The organism is Nodosilinea sp. LEGE 06152 (genome assembly GCF_015207525.1).
Lineage (GTDB): Bacteria > Cyanobacteriota > Cyanobacteriia > Phormidesmidales > Phormidesmidaceae > Nodosilinea.
In genome coordinates, this window is the sequence record NZ_JADEWR010000011.1 from 136,012 (window position 1) to 156,787 (window position 20,776).

A 20,776-nucleotide genomic window follows, 5' to 3' on the forward strand; every position below is an offset into this window, starting at 1 on the left:
CTCTCCCCAATCCGCATTCTTCGCATCCCTCCAATCTGCTACTACCGCACCCCTTACTCATCTACCCCCTACCCATCCACCCCCTGCCCCTCATGCTAGACTCCCTCCTCACCCTCGAAAGTTTCTCAGTCACGTACCCTGGTCAGGCGGAGCGGGCGGTCGATCGTGTTTCGCTGACCCTGTCGCCGGGGGAAAAGCTGGGTCTGGTGGGCGAGTCGGGCTGCGGTAAGAGCACCCTGGGGCGGGCGGCGCTGCGGTTGTTGCCTAAAGCGACTGAGCTCCAGGGACGGGTGTGGTTTAACAGTGAGTCGGTGCTCGATTTCACCAAGCAGCGGCTGCGGCAGTTTCGGGGCGAGGCGATCGCCCTGGTGTTTCAGGACCCAATGACGCGGCTCAACCCGCTGATGACCATTGGCGACCACTGCATTGAAACCCTACGGGCGCATCGACCCGAGCTGTCGTCGGCGGCGGCGAAGGCGCGGGCGATCGCGGTGCTCGAAAAAGTCAATATTTCCGCCAGTCGGTTTGGCCAGTACCCCCACGAGTTTAGCGGCGGCATGCGCCAGCGGGTGGCGATCGCCCTGGCGATGATTCTAGAGCCGCAGCTAATTGTGGCCGATGAGCCCACCACCAGCCTGGATGTGACGGTGTCGGCTCAAATTCTCGACGAGCTGACGCGGCTGTGCGACGAGTTGGGCACCGCCCTGGTGCTGATCTCCCACGACCTGTCGCTGGTGGCTGAGTACTGCGATCGCGTCGCCGTTATGTACCAGGGCCGCGTGGTTGAGGAGGGCACCGCCGCCACGGTGTTTCAGGACCCGCGCGATGACTATACGCGATCGCTGGTCGAGTCGGCTCTGAAAATGCAGCAGGCGGAGGGGTTGGCCTACAAGCCCTCCGCCGCTGCCCCCGTTCTGCGCCTGACGGAGGTTAAGCAGCACTACGTTCTGGAGTCCAACCCGATCGCCCGCCTGCTGGGCAACCGCGAATCGAAGGTGATCAAGGCCGTAGACGGGGTAACGCTAGAGATTTACCCCGGCGAGGTGGTGGGGCTGGTGGGCGAGAGTGGCTGCGGCAAGAGCACCCTGTCGCGCACTATTCTGCAGCTGGTCAAACCCACCGCAGGCCAGGTCGAGTTTAACGGCACCGAGCTGACTACCCTATCGCGCCAGGCCATGCGGCAGCAGCGGCGACAGCTGCAAATGGTCTTTCAAGACCCCCACGCATGCCTCAACCCGATGATGAGCGTGGGCAGAAGCATTGCCGACCCGCTGCTCATCCACGGCCTTGCCACCGTTGCCGAGGCCGAAAAGCAGGCCCACGACATGCTGGCCCGCGTCAGCCTCAACCCCACCGCCGACTATTTCAATCGCTTCCCTGGCGATTTGTCGGGGGGGCAGCAGCAGCGGGTGGCGATCGCCCGCGCCCTGATTACCCATCCCAAGCTGGTGATCTGCGACGAACCCGTCAGCATGCTCGACGCCACGGTGCAAACCCAGGTGCTAGAGCTAATGATTGCCCTCAAGCAGGAGTTTGACCTCACCTACCTGTTTATTACCCACGACCTGTGGGTGGCGCGCTTTATGTGCGATCGCATTGCCGTCATGCAGCAGGGCAAAATTGTGGAAATTGCCCCCACCAAAACCCTGTTTGAGTCACCCCAGCACCCCTACACCCAAGCCCTGCTGCAGTCGGTTCCTGTGCTCGCGGCTAGTGTGTAAAGGCCCATTGTATCTGCCTGTACGGCCCGGCTCGCTCTACGTTTCATTAACCTGTTGCTTTACCGTCTGGAAACGTCGGCTACGCTCTTGAAATCCTAACTGTTGGGTTTTTTAGGGCATCTATGAAACAGCTCCCTTTCATCATTCAAAAATTTGTCTTTGCCGACGAAAGCCTAGCCCAAATTGTCGATATGGATGATCCCGCCGGCACTGAGGGTAAGGTGCCGGGCTATTTCGTGATGAGTAGCGCTCCGCCCAATATTGAAGATGCTCAAGAATCTAGCGATCGCCACCAGCAGCAGGCCATGCAGGGCATTGACAACATTGCCGACCACCTGTGCCGCATGATGTCTGACGCCCCCGATCGCTGTGCCGAATTGGTAATTTCGGTGCACGGCTACAACACCAGCCTAGATGGGGTCCAGGCCTGGTACAAAAACATTTTTAAGTATATCAACCGCCACGATCCAGCCATTAGCGGCAGGCCCAACCGAGTTTTTGTCGGCTACCGCTGGCCTTCTGAAAATGTCGCCCTCACCAAGCCCAAAAAGGTGATGGAAGCCCTAGGGGCACTACCACCCCTGCCGCGAGATTTGCTGCTAACCGGGGCAGTGTGCGCCCTGGCATTGCTTGTCATTGAGATTTTTCTCCTGTTTGAAACCTCGGTGGTTGGGTTTGCGCTCAGCCTGGTGCTGGCGCTCTTTTTGGTGCTGGGGCTGCTGATGGCAGCGCTGGTAGTGCTGCGGCTCATCGTCTACTTTCGCGACAGCTACCGGGCCGACAACTTTGGCGTTCTCGATCTAGTTGAGCTGCTGCGCCAAATAGACCAGGCGATGGTGCAGCGCACGGCCAATAGCCAGTTTCCGCTGGCGGCCACCGCGCACGAGCAGCAGCAGGCGGTGCTTAAAGCCCGCGAGTACTGGGCAAAAAACAGCCGCAACAAGGTCAAGCTAAGTTTTATTGGCCACAGCATGGGCGGCTTTGTGGTGACGAATGTGATTCGCATTCTGTCAGATGTATTTGACTCGCGATCGATTGACAAACAACCCCCCAGCGACGTGGGCGATGTGTACCGTTTGGAGCGACTCATTCTCGCTTCACCCGACATTCCGGTACTGACAATTGTGTCGAGCCGGGCCAATTTTTTGGCGTCGTCGCTGCGGCGGTTTTCGGAGTCGTATCTGTTCTGTAGTGAGGGCGATATTGCCCTGCGCATTGCTTCGACAGCCGCTAACTATATTGCGTTTCCTAGCCGTACCCAGGCGCGGGGCTATCGTTTAGGCAACGTGGCGCTGCAAAACAAAACGAGTAGCGTTAACGACTACGGCCTGATCAATTTAAACTCCCTCGATCGCGATTTCCCAGTAGATTTGCCGGTGGGTGAGGCGATCGCCAAAACGAACCAGAACGTGATGGAGAATTTGTTTCTCACCTACAATCGGGTTCAGACTCGGGGCGTGGTTACCCTGGCCAAACTGTTTGAGGTGCAGGCCAGACAGGACAGCAGTCGCGCCACCGTGGCCGACTTTTTTACCTATTTTGACTGCACCGACTACACCGATCTGAAATTTGACCTGCAAAGCAATGTCTGCTCGACTCAGCCGGTTGGTATCTTGACCCGCGCCCTGGGCAAAGCGGCCCTCAAGCCGCTAGATTACTTTCTGCTCACCCTCGACTACAGTACCGGCAAGCGAGACGTGCACGGCGGCTATTTTGAGGGCCAATTTAGTCAGCAGTTGCTCTACCGGCTGGCATTTTTGGGGTTTGGCGGCTATCTCGATACGCTCGACGGCGATCGCCAGGTTGCCCTCAGCCAGCTCCACCTCGATTGCCAGAAGCTCAAGATTCAGGGCTACCTGTCGCCCATGCGCTACCGGGTCAGTATTCAGGGCGGCAGCGTGGATGGCACAAAGTCGGAGATGCTGGATGCGATGAGTACTCCGCAGTAGGAAAGTAGGCGGGTGGGGAGTGGGAGGGTAGGCGGCTGGGGAGTTAGGGTTTACCAGATGAGGGTTTGCCCTTACCCCCAAAAGCCGTCGTATTTGGTGACAGTGATATTGCCGAGCACTTGGGTTTGGCAGGCGAGGCGGAGGTCGCGGGCAGGGTTGTGGGGAGGGAGGGATCGGCGCGCCTGGTCTTTCCAGTTGACGGCTGAAACGTCGCCCTGAATTGCTACTGCGCAGGTGCCGCAGGTGCCAAGGCTGCGGCAGTTGATCACCTTGGCCTGGCCGTTGTACAAGTCCACACCGTTGGCCAGCAGAACCTGGCGCAGATTGGCCCCGGTATCACAGGCGATCGTTTTTCCCTGGGCGGTGACGGTGGGCATGGTATTTCCTGGCAGACGAAGAATATCTACGTTTTATAACGCGATCGCCGCGACGTTCTCAAGCATCCCCAGCCCAGGGCTTACTCTAGATAACTGTGACAGAGATAATCCCTAGGGCACCACTGGCTATGGCTGAGCGCGATTGCACCCCCATTCACATCTACGACACCACGCTCAGAGATGGTGCCCAGCGGGAGGGGCTAGCCCTGTCGATTGAAGATAAACTGCGCATTGCGCGACGGCTCGACGCCCTAGGAGTGCCCTTTATCGAGGGCGGCTGGCCGGGGGCCAATCCCAAAGACGTGCAGTTCTTTTGGCAGTTGAAAGAAACTCCCCTGACCCAGGCCAGCGTCACCGCCTTTTGCTCGACCCGCCGTCCCGGCAAAGTTGCTGCCGAAGAGCCGATGCTGCAGCCGGTGCTGGCCGCGGGCACCGAGTGGATTACGCTGTTTGGCAAATCCTGGGATTTGCATGTCACCACCGGCCTGCAGACCACCCTGGCCGAAAACCTGGCCATGATTGTCGACACTATTCGCTACTTTCGTAGCCAGGGCCGCCGGGTAATCTACGACGCCGAGCACTGGTTTGACGGATATTTGGCAAATCGCGACTATGCGTTAGAAACCCTCGAAGCAGCGGTGACTGCCGGGGCCGAGTGGCTGGTGCTGTGCGACACCAACGGCGGTACGTTACCTCAAGCAGTCGGCGCAATTGTCACCGCCGTGAACACCTGGCTTCAGCAGTTTCCGGCCCCCCGGCCCCAGTTGGGCATTCACACCCACAACGACAGCGGTACGGCGGTAGCCAACGCCATGGCGGCAGTCGAGGCTGGGGCCACCATGGTGCAGGGCACGATCAATGGCTACGGCGAGCGCTGCGGCAATGCCAACCTCTGCACGCTGATTCCAAATTTGCAAATTAAGCTGGGCTACCCCTGCATTGCCCCCGCCCGGCTCGAAACCCTGGCCGAGACCAGCCGCTTTATCAGCGAGGTGGTGAACCTGGCCCCCGACGAGCACGCCCCCTACGTGGGGCGATCGGCCTTTGCCCACAAGGGCGGTATCCACGTCAGCGCCGTGGAGCGCGAGCCCAAAACCTACGAGCACATTGACCCGGCTACGGTGGGCAACAGCCGCCGCATTGTGGTGTCGGATCAGGCGGGGCTGAGCAATGTGCTGGTGAAGGCCCGCAGCTTTGGCCTAGAGCTAGACCGCCACAACCCGGCCTCGCGCCAGTTGCTCACCCGGCTCAAAACCCTGGAGCACGAGGGCTACCAGTTTGAGGCCGCCGAGGCCAGCTTTGAGCTGCTCATGCGCGAAGCGTTGGGCGATCGCCCCCGATTCTTCGACCTCAAAGGCTTCTACATTAACTGCCAGCACCAGGGCAATGGCAGCGACCACAGCAGCCAATCGCTGGCCACGATCAAAGTCATGGTGGGGGATGAGGATATTCTCGCCGCCGCCGAGGGCAACGGGCCAGTGGCCGCGCTGGATACGGCCCTGCGGAAGGCGCTGCTGACGTTTTACCCGGCGATCGCCAACTTTCACCTCTCTGACTACAAAGTGCGAATTATTGACAGCGGCGCGGGCACGGCGGCCAAAACGCGGGTGCTGGTGGAGTCGAGCAACGGTGCCCAGCGCTGGACTACTCTGGGGGTTTCGACCAACATCATCGAAGCCTCGTACCAGGCGGTGACCGAAGGGCTGGAGTACGGCCTGATGATGGAAACGGCGCGCCCCCACTGCGCGATCGGCGGCGAAATTGACCGCTCTGACGCCAATGCCGCTTTGCAAAAGACCCGTGAAACGGCGCTGGCTAAACTTAAGCAAGAGCTGGGCTTTGAGTGAACGAGGGCAGGCTATATCCCCTTTATGGAGGCAATCGATAGGCGTCAGATTTGCAATACTTAAGTAATACTCCTGTTGCTAAAGTGCTGTTGCTGACGCCCTAGACCTATGACCACCGCCAACCCCCTGCTTGCCCTCGACTACCTGCCCGCCCTGGAGTCCTTAGGCGATGACTACTACGACGTGGTCGCCGCCGCCGAGTTTCCCCAGCACATTCTGCGGTTTCGCAACGACGACCTGGTGCGGCGGCTCGGCCTCGACCCTGCCACCGTCAGCGACGACCACTTCATTGAAGCCTTCGGTAAGTTTGAGGGGCGCGAGCCATTTCTGGCCCTGCGCTACCACGGCTACCAGTTTGGCGAATACAACCCCTTTTTAGGCGACGGGCGCGGCTTTCTCTACGGCCAGGTGCGCGGCACCGACGGTAACCTCTACGACTTTGGTACCAAAGGCTCTGGCACCACCCCCTACTCGCGCGGCGGTGACGGCATGCTTACCCTCAAGGGCGGCGTGCGCGAGGTGCTGGCCTCCGAGGCCCTCCACGCCCTGGGGGTCAATACCTCCCGCGCCTTTAGCCTGGTTGAAACGGGCCAAGCCCTGTGGCGCGGCGACGAACCTTCGCCTACCCGGTCATCAGTGCTGGTGCGCTTTAGCCAGTCGCACATTCGCTTTGGCACCTTTGAGCGGCTGGAGTACCACAACCGCCCCGATCTGATCGCCAAGTTGCTGGAGCACGTCATCGACGTTTACTATCCTGAGGCACGGCTGTTTACCGATGCCCAGGAGCGGTATTTGCACTTTTATGGGGAGTTGTGCGATCGCGTAGCCCGTCTTGCCGCCCAGTGGATGTCGGTGGGCTTTTGCCACGCCGTGCTCAACACCGACAACATGTCGATCACGGGCGAAAGCTTCGACTACGGCCCCTACGCCTTTATGGATGGCTACGACCCCCGCTTTACCGCCGCCTACTTCGACTACGCCGGGCGCTACAGCTACGGCAACCAGCCCGCCATCTGCCAGATGAACCTCAAGGCGCTGCAAAAGCCCCTTCAGCTAATCATGCCCGAGGTGGAGCTGGAAGCTGCCCTAGAACCCTTCAAAGATCGTTACGCCGCTTACTACCAGCAGCGTATGCTCCACAAGCTGGGTTTCGAAACCCTAGCAGATGACCTGGCTACGACTCTAGTCAGCCAAACAATCGCGCTGCTAAGTGCCGTAGACGTGGGTTACCACGACTTTTTCCTGGCCCTAGCCCAACAGTTCTCTCCCCTCTGGCGCGAACACGCTACTCTCATCTTTAGCACCACGCTGCACGCCTCAGACGCAGCAGCGGCTTCTCAGCTCGATGACTGGCGGCAAACCTACTACCGCTGCTTGCAGAGCCTCGATGCTGAGAAGATGGAGGGCGTTGCGTCGCTGCTGAAGCGCACCAATCCCGAAACCGTACTGCTGCGCCCCGCCATTGAGGCAGTTTGGGAACCAATTACCACCGACGATAACTGGCAACCCTTTTACGACTTACTTGATAAAGTCCAGCATCCCTTTGGGCAGAGCTAGACGGTTTCTGAAAAGATACTCGTTTCGAGTCGGTTTCCGGCTCTGGCATACCCAGGCTATAGGCTGCGCAAATCGTATGTAGAGGGCAAAGTTCCCCCTTTTCAGCCCATCGACAGACTCTAATACCCCAGATGCCCCTGGTTTGGCAATCCCTAGTTTGGCAATATGTAGATAGCTTTCAATCCAGAACCCTAACCATGTCCGACGACCCAGCTTCCGCCAGCCCTCTCGCACCGACGCCCACAGCGAAAATTCTGCAGTGCTTTAGCGGCGCTTTTGTGGCGGGCACCATTGCTGTACTGGCCTATCGCCTGATGCTCTCCATTGCCGCCAACTTTGCAACCCATCCGGTTGTATCAGACAATCCGGCGGTGGCCAACATTTCAGCGGCAGTCCGCACGCTGGTGGTGGGCATGGCGGCTCTGGGGTCGGGAGTTTTTGGCTTAGCGGGGCTGGGGTTGTTTTTGCTGGGCATTCAGCTGCTCTGGGGGCGACTGGCGGGTCGGCCTGCAGCCCCTTCTGAAGAGCAGTAGATCAGTCTCGATGGCGAAGCCGCCCTGCGATCGGTCAGTAACGAACACTTTTTCGGCGTTATTTTTGTTAGGTTAAAGACGTCTTTAACCTAACTGTTAGACACAAGCTAAAGGTTTTAGCTTGGCCTCAACCGAAGCTGGGGGGCAAAGTGTTTGATCAGTCAACGATCAAAGCACAAATTTTTCCTCAGTCAACGGGCCAAAGTTATATATTTAATAAAGAACATTAGGTAAAACGCAGCACTCCCCACCAAGATTCATGGTTGCCACTCCCAGTCTCAGCACCCTTAGCCAGCGCCCTCGCACCGGGGATGCCGAAATGCTGAGAGAAATTTTTACCGCCATAGATGCAACCAGCTGCCCCTATACCTACAACTTTCACATGCACACTGCCTGCTCCGACGGCAAGCTTACCCCTGCCGGTCTGATGGAGCAGGTGGTTGATATTGGCCTCAGCGCCTTCGCCATTACTGACCACCACACCGTCAAGGGCTACCAGCAGGCCAAAGCCTGGCTCGAAGACTGGCAGTGGCGCAACCCCACCTCGTTGCGCAGTCGGCGGCAGGGCAAGGGAGGGGCCGTACCCCGACTGTTTACTGGCGTAGAAATTACCGCCATTCTGGCCGAGACCGAAGTGCACATTTTGGGTTACGGCTTTGCGCCCGCCCACGATGCGATCGAGCCCTACCTGCGAAGCTACGCGCCCCGAGGCGATGACAAGCGAGCAGCAGCGGTGATTGCGGCGATTCAGTCTGCTGGGGGTATTGCGGTGCTGGCCCACCCAGCCCGCTACCGGGTGTCGGCTAAGCAGCTCATTCCAGTCGCGGCGGCGCTGGGTATTGACGGGGTGGAAACCTACTACGCCTACGCCAACCCCGAAGCCTGGGTGCCCTGCCCCCGCCATACCCCCACAGTCGAGCAGCTAGCCCAAGACTACGGCTTGTTGACGACCTGCGGTACCGATACCCACGGGCCAAGCTTGCTGCGGCGACTGTAGCCCCCTATGGCCGACTACGCTACCCTCAAGCGCGTGCTCGAGCACGGCATTAAGCAGCAAGAAGCCCGCTACGGCCTGATGGATGAAGCCCTTCACACTAGGGTCTGGCTCCAGTCTCAGCCTACTGAACGGGTCTGTCTATTTTTCCACGGCTTTACCGCTGGCCCTTACCAAATGGAGCGCATTGGCCAGCACCTTTACCGGGCAGGTTATAACGTGGTAGCTCCGCTGCTGCCTGGGCACGGTCGAGCTGGCCACTGGGGCAAAGACAACCCGCCACCTCTGCCCACCGACTTCAGGGTGTACCAAAACTTTGGCCTTCAGTGGCTCAATTTGGTCAGTCTGCTGGGCGATCGCGTGGTGGTAGGTGGCCTGTCGGGGGGTGGCACCTTGGCCAGCTGGCTGGCGCTAGAAAAACCGGCTCAGGTCGATCGCGCGGTACTGTGTGCGCCTTACCTCAGCGCCAGCAGCAAAGTGATCGATCTCTTTGTGAAAAGAGTTGATACCTACTTTGCCTGGGCCGCAGCCCCTAAGCAGATTGTCGATTCAGCTACGGCGGCTCAAGCACCACCGCTGGGCTACTCAGGCTTTACGACCCCGGCCCTGCGAGCCGTACTTGAGCTGGGGCAGCTGTGCCAGCAGCGGGTGAAACAGTCGGCGATCGCCCCCACCTTTACAATTTCTAGCGAGAGCGATCGGGCCGTCAGCAATGTTGACCATCAGCACTTTTTTGCCGCCGCCCTCAACCACCAGCCCATCAGCTGGTATGTGCTGTTTAACAAGGTGCTGGATATTCCTCACACCATGATGACGGCGCAGGAGGGCAACCGCTACCAGCACTTGCTCAACGTCATGATTCAGGCCTTTGTTGAAAGCGACCTGGCCTGGGCCGAAGTTGAAGAAATTGCCTACCGCATGACCAAAAACCGAACCTTTAACCAGGTGGTGGCCGAGCTGGGCTGGCAGACCAAAGTGTCTAAAGACATGCCTGCCATGGTCACGATGGTAGACAAGTGGGCGATCGCGGTAAAGCGCGAGCTGGAGGGTAGGCAGATGGGGGGACGATCGCCGCGCGATCGCTAGCTACCGCCGAAACACAAACAAATTGCCCGTAGCGCCGCGCCCAAACCGCAGATCTTCGTCCAGGTAGGAGGTAATCCACAGAGCCTCCTGACGCAGAAACTCCAGCACTGGAAGGGTAATTTGGGGCAGGTTTAGCCCGGTGATACCCAGCAGCCGGGTGGCCTGGACGCTAAAGGCTCCAAAGCTAACTCGAGCGCTTTCGCCTTCTTCGTAGGGTTGCCAAATGCCCTGGGCGGTGGCGGTGAGTTCGCCCAGGAACGGTAGCGAGAGCACGGCCCCATTTTCGGTGGCGATCGCCCCCAGGCCCTGGGTTTTACTAGCGCCCCGGTCTTTCAGCAGATTCCCCTGGCCCTCGGGGCCGGTCAATCGCTGCCACACCCGCTGAATCCCCACCGGCACCGGAAACTGGCGACTGATGCGACGGGTGACCACCGTGCCCCGCGAGGCGTAGACCAGCGCCCACGAGCCCAGCAGCATCGGCCAGTGCTCCTGACGCAGGGGCTGATCGATTGGGTTGAGCGCTTCTAGTTCACAGATAATTTGATCGATCGCAGGGTGCTCAGCAGGCAGAATGGCAGCCTCTGGTTCGAGAGCATCGATTTGCTGGAGCAGCTGAGTCTTGAGCTGGGCGCGGCGGCGGTGAACAGGAGTCATTGTGGCAGAGACGTGAAGGGAAGCAGGACCTACAGAGCCTTGAACCTTAGAGTACCCTCGCAGGTCAGCGATGATTCTCTAGGGGTAGCGGCACCCCACGAATAGAAAAATCAAGCAGCTCGATGGGGTGAAAGAGGGAGACAGAGCGCTGCTGCCCAGCCATGTGCTGCTGAATTTGCAGGGAGCAGCCGGGGTTGGGGGAGGCCACCAGGGCAGCGCCGGTATTCAGCAGATTCCTGACCTTCATCTGGCCCAACTCGGCGGCCACGTCAGGATGCAGCATGTTGTAGACCCCAGCACTGCCGCAGCACAGGGCAGCATCAATGGGTTCCCGCAGGCTAACGCCGGGAATCTGTTTGAGCAGATGCCGGGGCTGCACGCTAATTTTTTGCCCGTGCAGCAGGTGGCAGGCGTCTTGATAGACAATCGGTAGGGTGCCCTCGGCGATCGGGTGCAGGGGCGTGGTCAGGCCCACCTGGGCGAGGAACTCCTGCACGTCCCTGACTTTGGCCACAAAGGCTTTGGCGCGATCGCGGTACTCTGGGTCATCCTGCAAAATGTGGTGGTACTCCTTCAGGGTGTGGCCACAGCCCGCCGCGTTGATCACCACAAAATCGACCTCGGCGGCCTCAAAGCAGTCGATCATGTGGCGGGCCAGGGTTTGGGCCTGGGCCTCTTGCCCCTGGTGGGCGGGCAGGGCCGAGCAGCACCCCTGCTCGTGGGGAATCACCACCTCACAGCCGTTGGCGGCCAGCACCCGCGCCGTAGCGGCATTTACATCCGAGAAAAACACCCGCTGCACGCAACCCAGCACCATACCCACCCGGTACCGCGTTTGGCCCACCGCAGAGACGAGTTCGGGCAGGTCGTCCTGAAAGCTCTCGGCGGTAATCGGCGGCAGCAGCGACTCCATTGCCGCCAGGCTGGGGGAAAGTTTGGTCAGCAGCCCAGTTTTTTGCACCAGCCTAGAAATGCCCAGTTTTTGGTACAGGTACAATGGCCCTGCCACCGCCCGCAGTCGGGTGGGGTAAGGGAATAGGCTGAAGATTAGCGATCGCACCAGCCGTTCTGGCCAGGGCCGAGCGTGGTTGCGCTCGACCTGGGGCCGCACCGCCGCAATTAGCTGGTCGTACTGCACCCCCGAGGGGCAGGCCGTGGTGCAGGCCAAACAGCCCAGGCACGAGTCAAAATGCTGGGCCGAGGTAGCCGACAGGGGCGCTTCGCCAGTATTGATCGCATCCATTAAATAAATGCGACCCCGGGGCGAGTCCATTTCGGTGCCGAGCACCCGGTAGCTGGGGCAGGTGGTGAGGCAAAACCCGCAGTGTACACAGGCATCAATCAGCTTGGGGTCGGGGGGGTGCTGGGCATCGAAGCCATTGGCAACGCTGTCGGACGTGGGCCAAGCGAGGGGTGCTGAAGACTCGGAGGTCGGCATGGAAACGTGGGTAAGGGCTATGTTTAGGCTAGCGCGATTCCGCAACGGATACTCGTTCCAAGTCGGTTCCCGTTTCCGCTATGCCGCAGGCTATACGCTTCGCGAATCGCCCCCAGCTTTTGCCCTCAGCCGTCAAGGAAATTCTTTACTGATAACCCTGGGCCAACCGCAGGCCATCTATTGCGATCGAAGGGGTAGTCCAGGGTAGGTCGCCCCCAAAAGCAGTAATTGAGAGGCCTTCCAAACTTTTGCCATCAGGGTCATACCGCCTAGCATAAGATAGCCGACCCGGAGACCAAATCAATTACCGATGCCCTCGTTGGTAAGCTGTCTTGCCAATTGGGCTTGTGGGCAATTCCAGTCAAAGCAGCTTAGCTCTAAGCAGCAAGGGAGACGGCAAATCCTACCTTTTGCTCCTGACTCCCGACACAGTTCACCTATCAAAAGGTAGTCAGAATTACTCTTTAGAGAAGATGTAAAAACTATTCTGGTTAGGCTATCACCTTGATAAAGCTTCAAAAAAGACGACACAAGAATCAGATGCCAAAGGGATTTTTCGTATAGATTGCTAATAATTCAAATGGGCATCTTCAAGCAGGGTATAGCAGCTACCACCAAGGTGCCAGTAGCTATTAGAGCACCGCAAAGCCTTTGTCATAGCCTTGCTCTCCAAAGATTTGCAAGACTGAAATGAGTAAAGAGCCACAGATGATTTCGAGTGTGGCTCGACTAGCATCTACTTTGATTTTTTTAATCATTTTCAGCGAGACGGGTAGAGTAGGCTGCTTTGCCCTGCTCTAGCTTGGAAGAGTATTTTTTGAAAACCGATCTCAAAGCCTGAGGAGACAGTAAGGCTTTTCATAACAATTACTGTCAGCCATTTACCATCCTAGAACTATTCACAGTTCCACAGATTTTTGCCGAGAAAAATCTTGATACAAGAGCAACTTTATGAAAACACTCTTTGGTCAATCTATTTCAGCATTCAAGCCTAGAATTGTTCAGCAATGGGTAAGAAAAGTCAAACGAGCTATAAACTATGCCTTTGGCAAAGGCCCCTACGACCTAGCACCTTTTGAATATATTGAGAAACTTTCTCACCAAGTCAATTTGAATGCCACGGGTGTCGACTATCCTGACTCTACTACCGGTATTCTGTATCAAGAGAATACTGGCTGGTTTGAGTACAAAAAGTATACTAATAACTTGGACAGAAAGTTGATCAAGAAGAAAAAATCGGGTCGAGACCGATTTTTGACTAAAGGCATCCTGCCTGAGCAGCCTCGAATTCTCTACTCCATCTCTCAGGGTGGAGTGATTGTCAGTCGAAAGTCTGGATACGAATGCATAGTATACGATTCGGTCTCAAGACTAGCGGTAGAAGAAGTTACCTATATTTGGGAGGGAGAGCGGCGATATCAATATGCCATGATGTCGCCAAGAATTCCAGGCCCAAAGTACCTAGAGGGTATATCACTCAATTTGGTAACTCTTACTGGCTTCTGTTTTTTCCATTTTCTTCATCAGGCTCTACCTCAAGCGTTCTTTTGTCGGCAGTTGTTTGATAGAGTTGATCACATTTTGGTTAACGGCAGCGGCGAAATCTGGCGTCAGAAGTGGCTCGAACGAGCTGGTATTCCTCTTGAGAAAGTCATTTGGATGGACCGAGAGAACTTCTGCCACTATCGGTGTGAGCAGCTCTTGTTTACCTCCTGGGTAGTGTGGGATGCAAGACCCACAAACTGGAGCGTTGCGGCAATCAGAGATCTTTTAGACGCTTCACCATCAGGCCACGGCGATCGCTGGCTTTGGGCTAGTCGCTCTGATGCAGATCTCAGAGTGCTGGCTTGGGAAGATGAGATACTTAAGCGCTTTCCTAAGTTTGAGAAAATCTGTTTCTCCAGCCTATCGCCAGAACAAGCCATTGATGCCTGCCGAAGCTGCAGTGTATTTGCTGGCCCCCACGGTGCCGCATTTTCAAATATTGTATTTTGCAATCCTGGGGCTCAAATAATTGAGTTTTCACCATCAGTCACTTTACATCCCTGCTACATTAGACTCTCTGATATCTGTGGGCTAAACCACGCTAGCTTTGTGGTCGATTTCGAGCGTCTCCCAGACGACTTTGAGGACGTTGTTGAGGACATGGCTAGCCTGTTATGGCCGACACCTAAACCAGCGGACGGAGAGCTAGTTTACCCAGGGTTGCTAAACCCCTGAAGTGGATGAAGCAATTGATCTGAGCCTGCAGTGCTCGGGTTTGGGCGACTGCCGAGCTTGATCTTGAGCTTGAATTACTGAGCCCCTAGCAGTTGTTCAGCGGCGCTTGGCTGGGTCACAGCCTGTACCTCACTGGTCCAGCGGTTGGCGATGGGCATGCGCCAGCCCATGCCAAAGGCGCGATCGGTAACCTTGAGCACGGGCGGAGCCTGTCGCCGCTTAAACTCGGCCCGCGCCACTAGCCGCACTACCCGATCGACCATAGCGGCATCGTGGCCAGCGGAGACGATGTCGGCGATCGACTCATGGCGCTGCACCAGGCGTTCCAAAATGTCATCGAGCACGTCGTAGGGTGGCAGGGAGTCTTGGTCTACCTGGCCGGGCTTGAGTTCGGCGCTGGGGGGCTTGTCAAGAATGTGCTGGGGAATCAGGCCATCGGTGAGGGCGCTGGCGCGATCGCTCAATTCTCCCAGACCACCAGGGGCAGCGCCATCATGACCGCTGCCCACCTGCTGGTTGAGCCATTGACACAGGGCATAGACCCGCGTTTTGGGCAGGTCGGCAATCACCGCCAGGCCGCCGTTCATGTCGCCGTAAAGGGTACAGTAGCCCACCGCCATCTCCGACTTGTTGCCCGTAGACAGCAGTAGGTGGCCAAATTTATTCGAAATCGCCATTAGCAGGTTGCCGCGAATGCGCGACTGAATGTTCTCCTCGGCGATGCCGGGGCTGGTGCCCGCAAACAGGGGATCGAGCACCTGGTCGTAGTCGGCCATCAGCGGACCGATGGCCAGGGTTTGGTGGGCGATGCCCAGGTTTTGAGCCAGGGCCAACGCATCGGTGACCGAGTGGTCAGAGCTGTAGGGGGAGGGCATGAGCACGCCCAGCACGTTGTCGGGGCCGAGGGCCGCAGCGGCGATCGCCGCCACCAGCGCTGAGTCTATGCCACCGCTGAGGCCAATCACCACCTTAGAGAAGCCGCACTTGTGGGTGTAGTCGCGCACCCCCAGCACCAGGGCCGACCAGAGGGCTGCGTTTTCGTCGGCGGGCAGGGGCGCGATTGCGGCTGGGCACAGCTCGTGCCCGACGGGGTCGTACTCTACCACTGCCAGTCCGGCCTCAAAGGCAGGCAGCCGCGCCACCAGTTCCCCCTGACGGTTAAAGGCCATGCTGGTGCCGTCGAAGATTAGATCGTCGTTGGCCCCCACCTGGTTGACGTAGAGAATGGGGCAGCGAAACCGGGTCGCGCTGTGGGTCAGCATGGCGGCGCGGAGCTGGGCTTTGTTGAGCGAGTAGGGCGAGGCGGAGAGGTTGACGACCAGGTCAACGCCTGCGCTGGCCAGGTCAGCGATCGGGTTGCGGGGGTAGCTGCGCCCGCCCCAAAACTCTTCATCGTTCCATAGGTCTTCGCAGATGGTGACGCCCACCCGAATGCCCCAGTCGCCGCAGGGCAGGGTAAAGCTGCTCGGCCCCTGACCCGCCGCAAAGTAGCGGTTTTCGTCGAAGACATCGTAGGTGGGCAATAACTGCTTATGGAACACCTGCTGCACCCGCCCCCCCTGGAGCAGGGCGGTGCTGTTAAACAGCGGCTTTTCGCCGGAGTAGCGGGCTTTGGGGTTGGCAGCGGCGTAGCCAACCAGCACCGATAGATGGGGGGGCAGCTCTCTCGCCAGGGCGTCTAGGGTGTCGGCCATGGCCTGAATAAAGCCGGGGCGCAGCAGCAGATCGCGGGGCGGGTAGCCACACAGCATCAGCTCTGTGGTGACCAGCACCTGGGCTCCCATGCGATCGGCCTGGCGGGCGGCATCGAGCACCTGCTGCGCATTGTGGGCCAGGTCGCCAATGGTGGGGTTAAGCTGGGCGATCGCAAATTTCATAGGATTTATATAGCAAAAGAACGAAAATGGAAGAACGAAACGTGAAAAAGTGCTCGACAAGGTTGAATTTGGCATTTTGGGCTGTTTTGAGCCAAATTTCCCTTGCTCTATGGCTTAGAGTATTACTGCTCGCTGGACACAGATGTTTTGTATTCACCAAGGCTTAATTGCGCTCTAATACAGCGAAGTTGTTGTGTGCGCCCACTAACTGCAAGATCTCACTGCAAGTTTCATTCGGTGTCTTTGCTTTTGTATATACCGTGAATTTTGCAATTTTGTAGTTTGAAGGATGTCTTACAAAATACTCATTGATATTTAGGTTCCCGTCTGGCACGTATTCATTACGCTCGTTCAAAATCTTCACTGATTCATTCAAGTCTGACGAAGGCAGCAGTAGAACAATGTTGGAGTAAGATGCTAAAACCTGCTGGACTCTCTGAAACAGGACATTGTCCTCATAGACAGAATGGCCAGCGCCAAAATCAATAACACAATTTTTGTGCTCTGATAAAAACCTCTCTACTGCATGGGCTTCAAAAGGCTTCCAATACTGGTAAATTCCCCAAAAACCTTCGGTTTCTCTTTTATGTTTTGCCAGTTCCTCATCATATCCAATCTCTTTATAGTAATTCCATCGATACTCGTCCATTGAGCGCTGTGGAAGACCCATTTGAGTAGCTAAAAGCGACCCAACAGTGGATTTGCCAGAACCAATCGGACCTATCAAAATGATGTCTGATGACATGGCTGTTTTTAGTAGCAGTACGGATCTAGATTGGGCAGTAGGAACGCAGATTATCAGGATTTTGGGGGAATGGTTTTTGGGGGACGATTGCGGACGGCCAGGGTGTTGCGCTCCCAAAAGACGCCATCGGCGTAGCCCTGAATGGTGGGGTCAATATCAGCTAGGACCAAACGCTTTTCGGCCAGGCAGCAGTAGTCAACGTTTTGCTCAATACCCACATACTGCCGCCCCAGCTTTTTAGCCACCACCGAGGTCGTGCCGCTGCCGAGAAACGGGTCAAGCACCACATCATTAGGGCTAGAACTGGCGAGAATAAGTTTGGCAATTAGTTTTTCGGGTTTTTGCGTAGGATGATCGGTGTTTTCAGACATCGACCAGAAGGGCACAGTAATGTCGGTCCATAGATTAGACGGATGGGTGAGGCGATAGTGTTCTGGGCCGCTGTCATCCCAGTCTTTGGGTTGCCCAGCTGAGTTGCGATAGGGAGCCATCACCTGGCGTTTGAGCTTGACGGCGTCAACGTTAAACGTGTGGCGATCGGACACCGTGCAGAACCAAATATCTTCACTGGCGTTCTTCCAATTGGCCTGGGCACCGCGACCTTTTTCGCGCTCCCAGGTAATTCTATTTTTAATTAAAAAGTGCTTTTCTAGAACTGGATACATGGCCGTTGAGGTGGCCCAGTCGGCACAAAAATAGGCGGAAGCGCTGGGCTTAAGCAGGGGGATAAGCTGGGCAATCCAGCTGTCGAGCCAGTCGGCGTAGGTGGCGCGATCGCACTGCTTAAACACCTTGCCGTTGAAGTCTTTAGTCAGGTTGTAGGGCGGGTCAACAATCAGCAAATCAACGAAGTTGGGAGGAAGGTAAGACAGAGCAACCAGCACATCCTGGCAGATGGTTTTGTTGAGAATATCGGCGGCAGAGATGGTGCGCTCTAGACACACTAACTGCTGCAAAAACCTGTCCCGTTCCTCAGGCGTAAGATCGAGGGTTCGGTTGCGAGGTGCTCTCGTTTTCATGATCAAATAAACACCATCGGTTTATCTTTGCAAGGCTCAAATGCGGCGGCATCGAACCGGTACAGGCTGGCGGGCCGACCAGCCCCCCGCGAGGTTTTGCGGCCAGTATCCTGCAAAAAACCGAGCTTCAGCAGCCGGGCGCGAAAGTTGGAATAATCAGAAAAGCCATCCCCCAGTACGGTGACGTAGAGCTGGTAGAGGTCGCCCAAGGTAAAGACTTCGGGCAGCACATCAAAGGCAATCGGGCTGTACTCCAGCTTGTTGCGCAAACGGCGGTAGCCGTAGGCCAAAATTTCGTTGTGGTCGAAGGCGAGCTGGGGCACCTGGGCCAGGGGGTACCAGGCAATACCGCTGACGCCGTCGGCGATCAGCTCGGCATCTTCGAAGCGCACCAGGGCAAAATGGCTGACGGAGAGGTAGCGCACATCAAAGGCCGTCGGCGACTCGCGGGGGTCGCGATCGGGGCCGCCGAAGGTGTAGAGCTGCTCCAGGTAAAGGGTATTAACCCGAATTTTTTCGGCCAGCACGCGGTAGGCGGCGTCTTCTAGCGATTCGCCCTGGCGCACCAGGGTGCCGGGCAGGCTCCAGTAGCCCGCAAACGGTGGATCGGGGCGCATGACCACCAGCACCAGCAGCCGATTTTGCTGGGTATCGACGGAGAAAATGACGTTGTCGACCCCCACCTTGAAGTCGGCCAGGGGCACCGGGCTCAGGGAGTGGTTAGCGGTTCGGTGGAGTTTTGCGGACATGGGTAGAGGTGGTGTTGAGCAATATAGGACTGCACCGCTGGAGTGAGATTGGGGGCGCTGGAAGAGCTGGCACCATCGTCGCACTGCCGGTAGCGAGACGACGACACATCGATCGCAGGCATGGCCGCGACAGCTACCGTGGTGCGCTGTCGCAGACTGGCCAGCCTCGCCTCGGTGAGGTCATACCCTGGGCGCGGAATCACTAGAATGTTTACCGCAGCGAAGATCTCGTCAGCCCGGTGCCAGGTGGGTAACTGCTCGACCAGGTCGGCCCCGATGACGAGAGAAAACTGGGCCGTGGGCCAAATTTGTCGTGCTCGCTCCAGGGTGACAACGGTGCGCAGGTGGCTCAGTTCGGGGTGGACCTGCACCCGGCGAGGAGGGACATCTCGTTCGTCGGTATTTAGCTCGTCGATCAGCAGCTCTAGCATACGAAAGCGATCGCCCAAATCGGTCTGGTGCGCCTTGAAGGGGTTGTTCGCCGTCCATACGGCCACGTGGTCAAATTGAGTGGCCAGCCAGGCCAAAATAGCGGCATGCCCCCGGTGGGGTGGGTCGGCGCTGGTGCCAAACAGGGCGATGCGAAGCGTCTCAGGGCAATCCATAGGGCGGCGATTGATCTAGGTCAGGCGAGGTCAGAGGAGCCAGGCTCAGGGCTGAGGTAGCGGTGACAAACGGCGACGGGTGCGCGCCGCCAGATCCTCCAGCGCATTGGAGAGCGCTACCTCGTAGGTGGCAGGATGCTCTAGCTGCCGCACAGACAGGGGCAGGCTAGCCACCGAGGCCGCGGTGCGGGCGGCGATCGCATCCAGCGATTCTAACCCCTGCAAGGGTTGACCCTGCTTGACGACGAGCTGTAGGAGGGGCTGCTCACCGGAGGCAGCGGTCTCGTCTACCAGGCCGAGGCGATCGCCCACCGCCTGGTCGCCGTCGTAGCGCCGAAAAATTTGCTTCCGCCCTGGCAGGGTCGTCTTGTGGCTTGATTCTTTCATCACTGCTACGCCATCGATATCGACCAGCTTATACACGCCATTCACCGGGTCGCCGGTCACCAGTTTGGTGCCCAGGCCGTAGCCGTCGATCGCGGCCCCCGCCCGCCGCAGCCGAGCAATTTCGTACTCATCCAGGTCGCCGCTGGCCAAGATCTTGGCTTCGGGCAGGTGCGATCGCACCGCCTTCGACAGCTCCACCAGGTCCCCCGAATCGAGCCGCACTGCGGCTACCGGCGGCACCTGACCCGCCAGCCGTTTTGCCGCCGCCAACGTGTCGTAGGTATCGATCAGCAGGGCCGACCCCGGAAAGTAGCGCTGAAAGGCCTTAAAAGCGTCGTCCTCATGGCCCTCCAGGGCGGCAAAGACCATCACCAGGGCATGGGCCATGGTGCCCGCCGGTCTGCGCCCCAGCTCTAGCGCCGCCAGCACGTTGGAGGTTTCGTCTAAACCCGCCGCCAGGGCCGCCCGCGCCGCCCACAGCGCTCCCTGGGGGCTGAAGGCTCGGCGGGTGCCAAACTCCAGCAGTTTGGTAGTTGGCCCCGCCACGTCCCGCAGGCGAGCGGCGCGGGTGGCCACCAGGGTTTGGTAGTTGAGGGTGTTGAGCAGGTAGGTTTCGGCCAGTTGGGCCTGCCAGAGGGGGGCCTCAACCCGCAGCAGCGGCTGATTGGCAAATACCGCCGTGCCCTCCGGCACCGCCCACACATCGCCTGTAAATACCCCATTTTCTAGCCGTTGCCAAAATTCGGCGGGGGCGCGGTCAAACAGCCCCGTTTGCCGCAGGGCCTCTAGATGGTGCTCTGAAAACCGCAGATTGTTCAGATACTCGATCGCCTGGGCTAGCCCCATGGCAATTAGGTAGCCATAGCCGTTGGGCAGGCGGCGGGTGAAAAGTTCAAAACTGGCCCGGCGATCGGCTATGCCCTCACCCGCATAGCAGCTGACCATGGTGAGCTGGTAGAGATCGGTTAGCAAACCATAGTCTTCGGGAGCGGCTAGAAGCGCTGAATAGGTCATGGTG

General features: G+C 57.9%; 17 protein-coding genes. 8 read left to right on the forward strand and 9 right to left on the reverse strand.

Annotation, left to right across the window (positions count from 1 at the left end):
* The first annotated feature begins 92 nt into the window (after nt 1–92).
* Nucleotides 93–1,721 carry an ABC transporter ATP-binding protein gene (locus IQ265_RS16100; protein WP_194055394.1) on the forward strand — a complete coding sequence of 543 codons (1,629 nt, stop codon included), beginning with the start codon at nt 93–95 and terminating at the stop codon, nt 1,719–1,721.
* 122 nt (nt 1,722–1,843) lie between these two features.
* Complete coding sequence (locus IQ265_RS16105; RefSeq protein ID WP_194055396.1) at nt 1,844–3,670, forward strand: alpha/beta hydrolase; 1,827 nt, start codon at nt 1,844–1,846, stop codon at nt 3,668–3,670.
* Between the two features lie 71 nt (nt 3,671–3,741).
* On the opposite strand, the gene IQ265_RS16110 is transcribed toward IQ265_RS16105, so the two are convergent.
* The gene (locus IQ265_RS16110; RefSeq protein ID WP_194055398.1) at nt 3,742–4,047 is read right to left on the reverse strand and encodes a 2Fe-2S iron-sulfur cluster-binding protein; all 306 of its coding nucleotides are present in this window, start codon (nt 4,045–4,047) and stop codon (nt 3,742–3,744) included.
* Nucleotides 4,048–4,175: 128 nt separating this feature from the next.
* Between IQ265_RS16110 and cimA the strand changes: the two genes are divergently transcribed.
* From cimA to IQ265_RS16135, 5 genes are all read left to right on the forward strand, one after another.
* Nucleotides 4,176–5,894, forward strand: coding sequence for a citramalate synthase (gene cimA / locus IQ265_RS16115; RefSeq protein ID WP_194055400.1), 1,719 nt, complete (start codon nt 4,176–4,178; stop codon nt 5,892–5,894).
* 108 nt (nt 5,895–6,002) lie between these two features.
* Complete coding sequence (locus tag IQ265_RS16120) at nt 6,003–7,451, forward strand: YdiU family protein (protein WP_194055402.1); 1,449 nt, start codon at nt 6,003–6,005, stop codon at nt 7,449–7,451.
* Nucleotides 7,452–7,648: 197 nt separating this feature from the next.
* Nucleotides 7,649–7,984 (forward strand): DUF3082 domain-containing protein, encoded by a 336-nt coding sequence (locus tag IQ265_RS16125; protein WP_194055404.1) that lies wholly within the window; start codon nt 7,649–7,651, stop codon nt 7,982–7,984.
* A 259-nt stretch (nt 7,985–8,243) separates the two neighbouring features.
* Complete coding sequence (locus tag IQ265_RS16130) at nt 8,244–8,981, forward strand: PHP domain-containing protein (RefSeq protein WP_194055406.1); 738 nt, start codon at nt 8,244–8,246, stop codon at nt 8,979–8,981.
* A gap of 6 nt (nt 8,982–8,987) precedes the next feature.
* Nucleotides 8,988–10,064 (forward strand): alpha/beta fold hydrolase, encoded by a 1,077-nt coding sequence (locus IQ265_RS16135; RefSeq protein WP_194055408.1) that lies wholly within the window; start codon nt 8,988–8,990, stop codon nt 10,062–10,064.
* Here the strand turns inward: IQ265_RS16135 and IQ265_RS16140 are convergent, their stop codons facing one another.
* Both IQ265_RS16140 and IQ265_RS16145 read right to left on the reverse strand, forming a co-directional pair.
* The gene (locus IQ265_RS16140; RefSeq protein WP_194055410.1) at nt 10,065–10,718 is read right to left on the reverse strand and encodes a PAP/fibrillin family protein; all 654 of its coding nucleotides are present in this window, start codon (nt 10,716–10,718) and stop codon (nt 10,065–10,067) included. It lies immediately after the preceding gene.
* A gap of 64 nt (nt 10,719–10,782) precedes the next feature.
* Entirely contained in the window at nt 10,783–12,156 is a 1,374-nt protein-coding gene (locus IQ265_RS16145) for a (Fe-S)-binding protein (protein ID WP_194055412.1), read from the reverse strand.
* Nucleotides 12,157–13,107: 951 nt separating this feature from the next.
* Between IQ265_RS16145 and IQ265_RS16150 the strand changes: the two genes are divergently transcribed.
* Nucleotides 13,108–14,376, forward strand: a complete 1,269-nt coding sequence (locus IQ265_RS16150; RefSeq protein WP_194055414.1) for a glycosyltransferase family 61 protein — start codon at nt 13,108–13,110, stop codon at nt 14,374–14,376.
* A 74-nt stretch (nt 14,377–14,450) separates the two neighbouring features.
* On the opposite strand, the gene IQ265_RS16155 is transcribed toward IQ265_RS16150, so the two are convergent.
* From IQ265_RS16155 to IQ265_RS16180, 6 genes are all read right to left on the reverse strand, one after another.
* Nucleotides 14,451–16,253 carry an NAD+ synthase gene (locus IQ265_RS16155; protein ID WP_194055416.1) on the reverse strand — a complete coding sequence of 601 codons (1,803 nt, stop codon included), beginning with the start codon at nt 16,251–16,253 and terminating at the stop codon, nt 14,451–14,453.
* 163 nt (nt 16,254–16,416) lie between these two features.
* Entirely contained in the window at nt 16,417–16,998 is a 582-nt protein-coding gene (locus IQ265_RS16160; RefSeq protein WP_194055418.1) for a shikimate kinase, read from the reverse strand.
* A gap of 53 nt (nt 16,999–17,051) precedes the next feature.
* A complete protein-coding gene (locus IQ265_RS16165; protein WP_194055420.1) occupies nt 17,052–18,017 on the reverse strand; it encodes a DNA methyltransferase in 966 nt (321 codons plus the stop codon).
* 2 nt (nt 18,018–18,019) lie between these two features.
* The gene (locus IQ265_RS16170) at nt 18,020–18,766 is read right to left on the reverse strand and encodes an NUDIX domain-containing protein (protein ID WP_194055423.1); all 747 of its coding nucleotides are present in this window, start codon (nt 18,764–18,766) and stop codon (nt 18,020–18,022) included.
* Nucleotides 18,727–19,371, reverse strand: a complete 645-nt coding sequence (locus tag IQ265_RS16175) for a nicotinate-nucleotide adenylyltransferase (RefSeq protein ID WP_194055425.1) — start codon at nt 19,369–19,371, stop codon at nt 18,727–18,729. The genes IQ265_RS16170 and IQ265_RS16175 overlap by 40 nt, the downstream gene beginning before the upstream one ends.
* Nucleotides 19,372–19,416: 45 nt before the next feature.
* The gene (locus IQ265_RS16180) at nt 19,417–20,772 is read right to left on the reverse strand and encodes a nicotinate phosphoribosyltransferase (RefSeq protein ID WP_194055426.1); all 1,356 of its coding nucleotides are present in this window, start codon (nt 20,770–20,772) and stop codon (nt 19,417–19,419) included.
* Between the last annotated feature and the right edge of the window lie 4 nt (nt 20,773–20,776).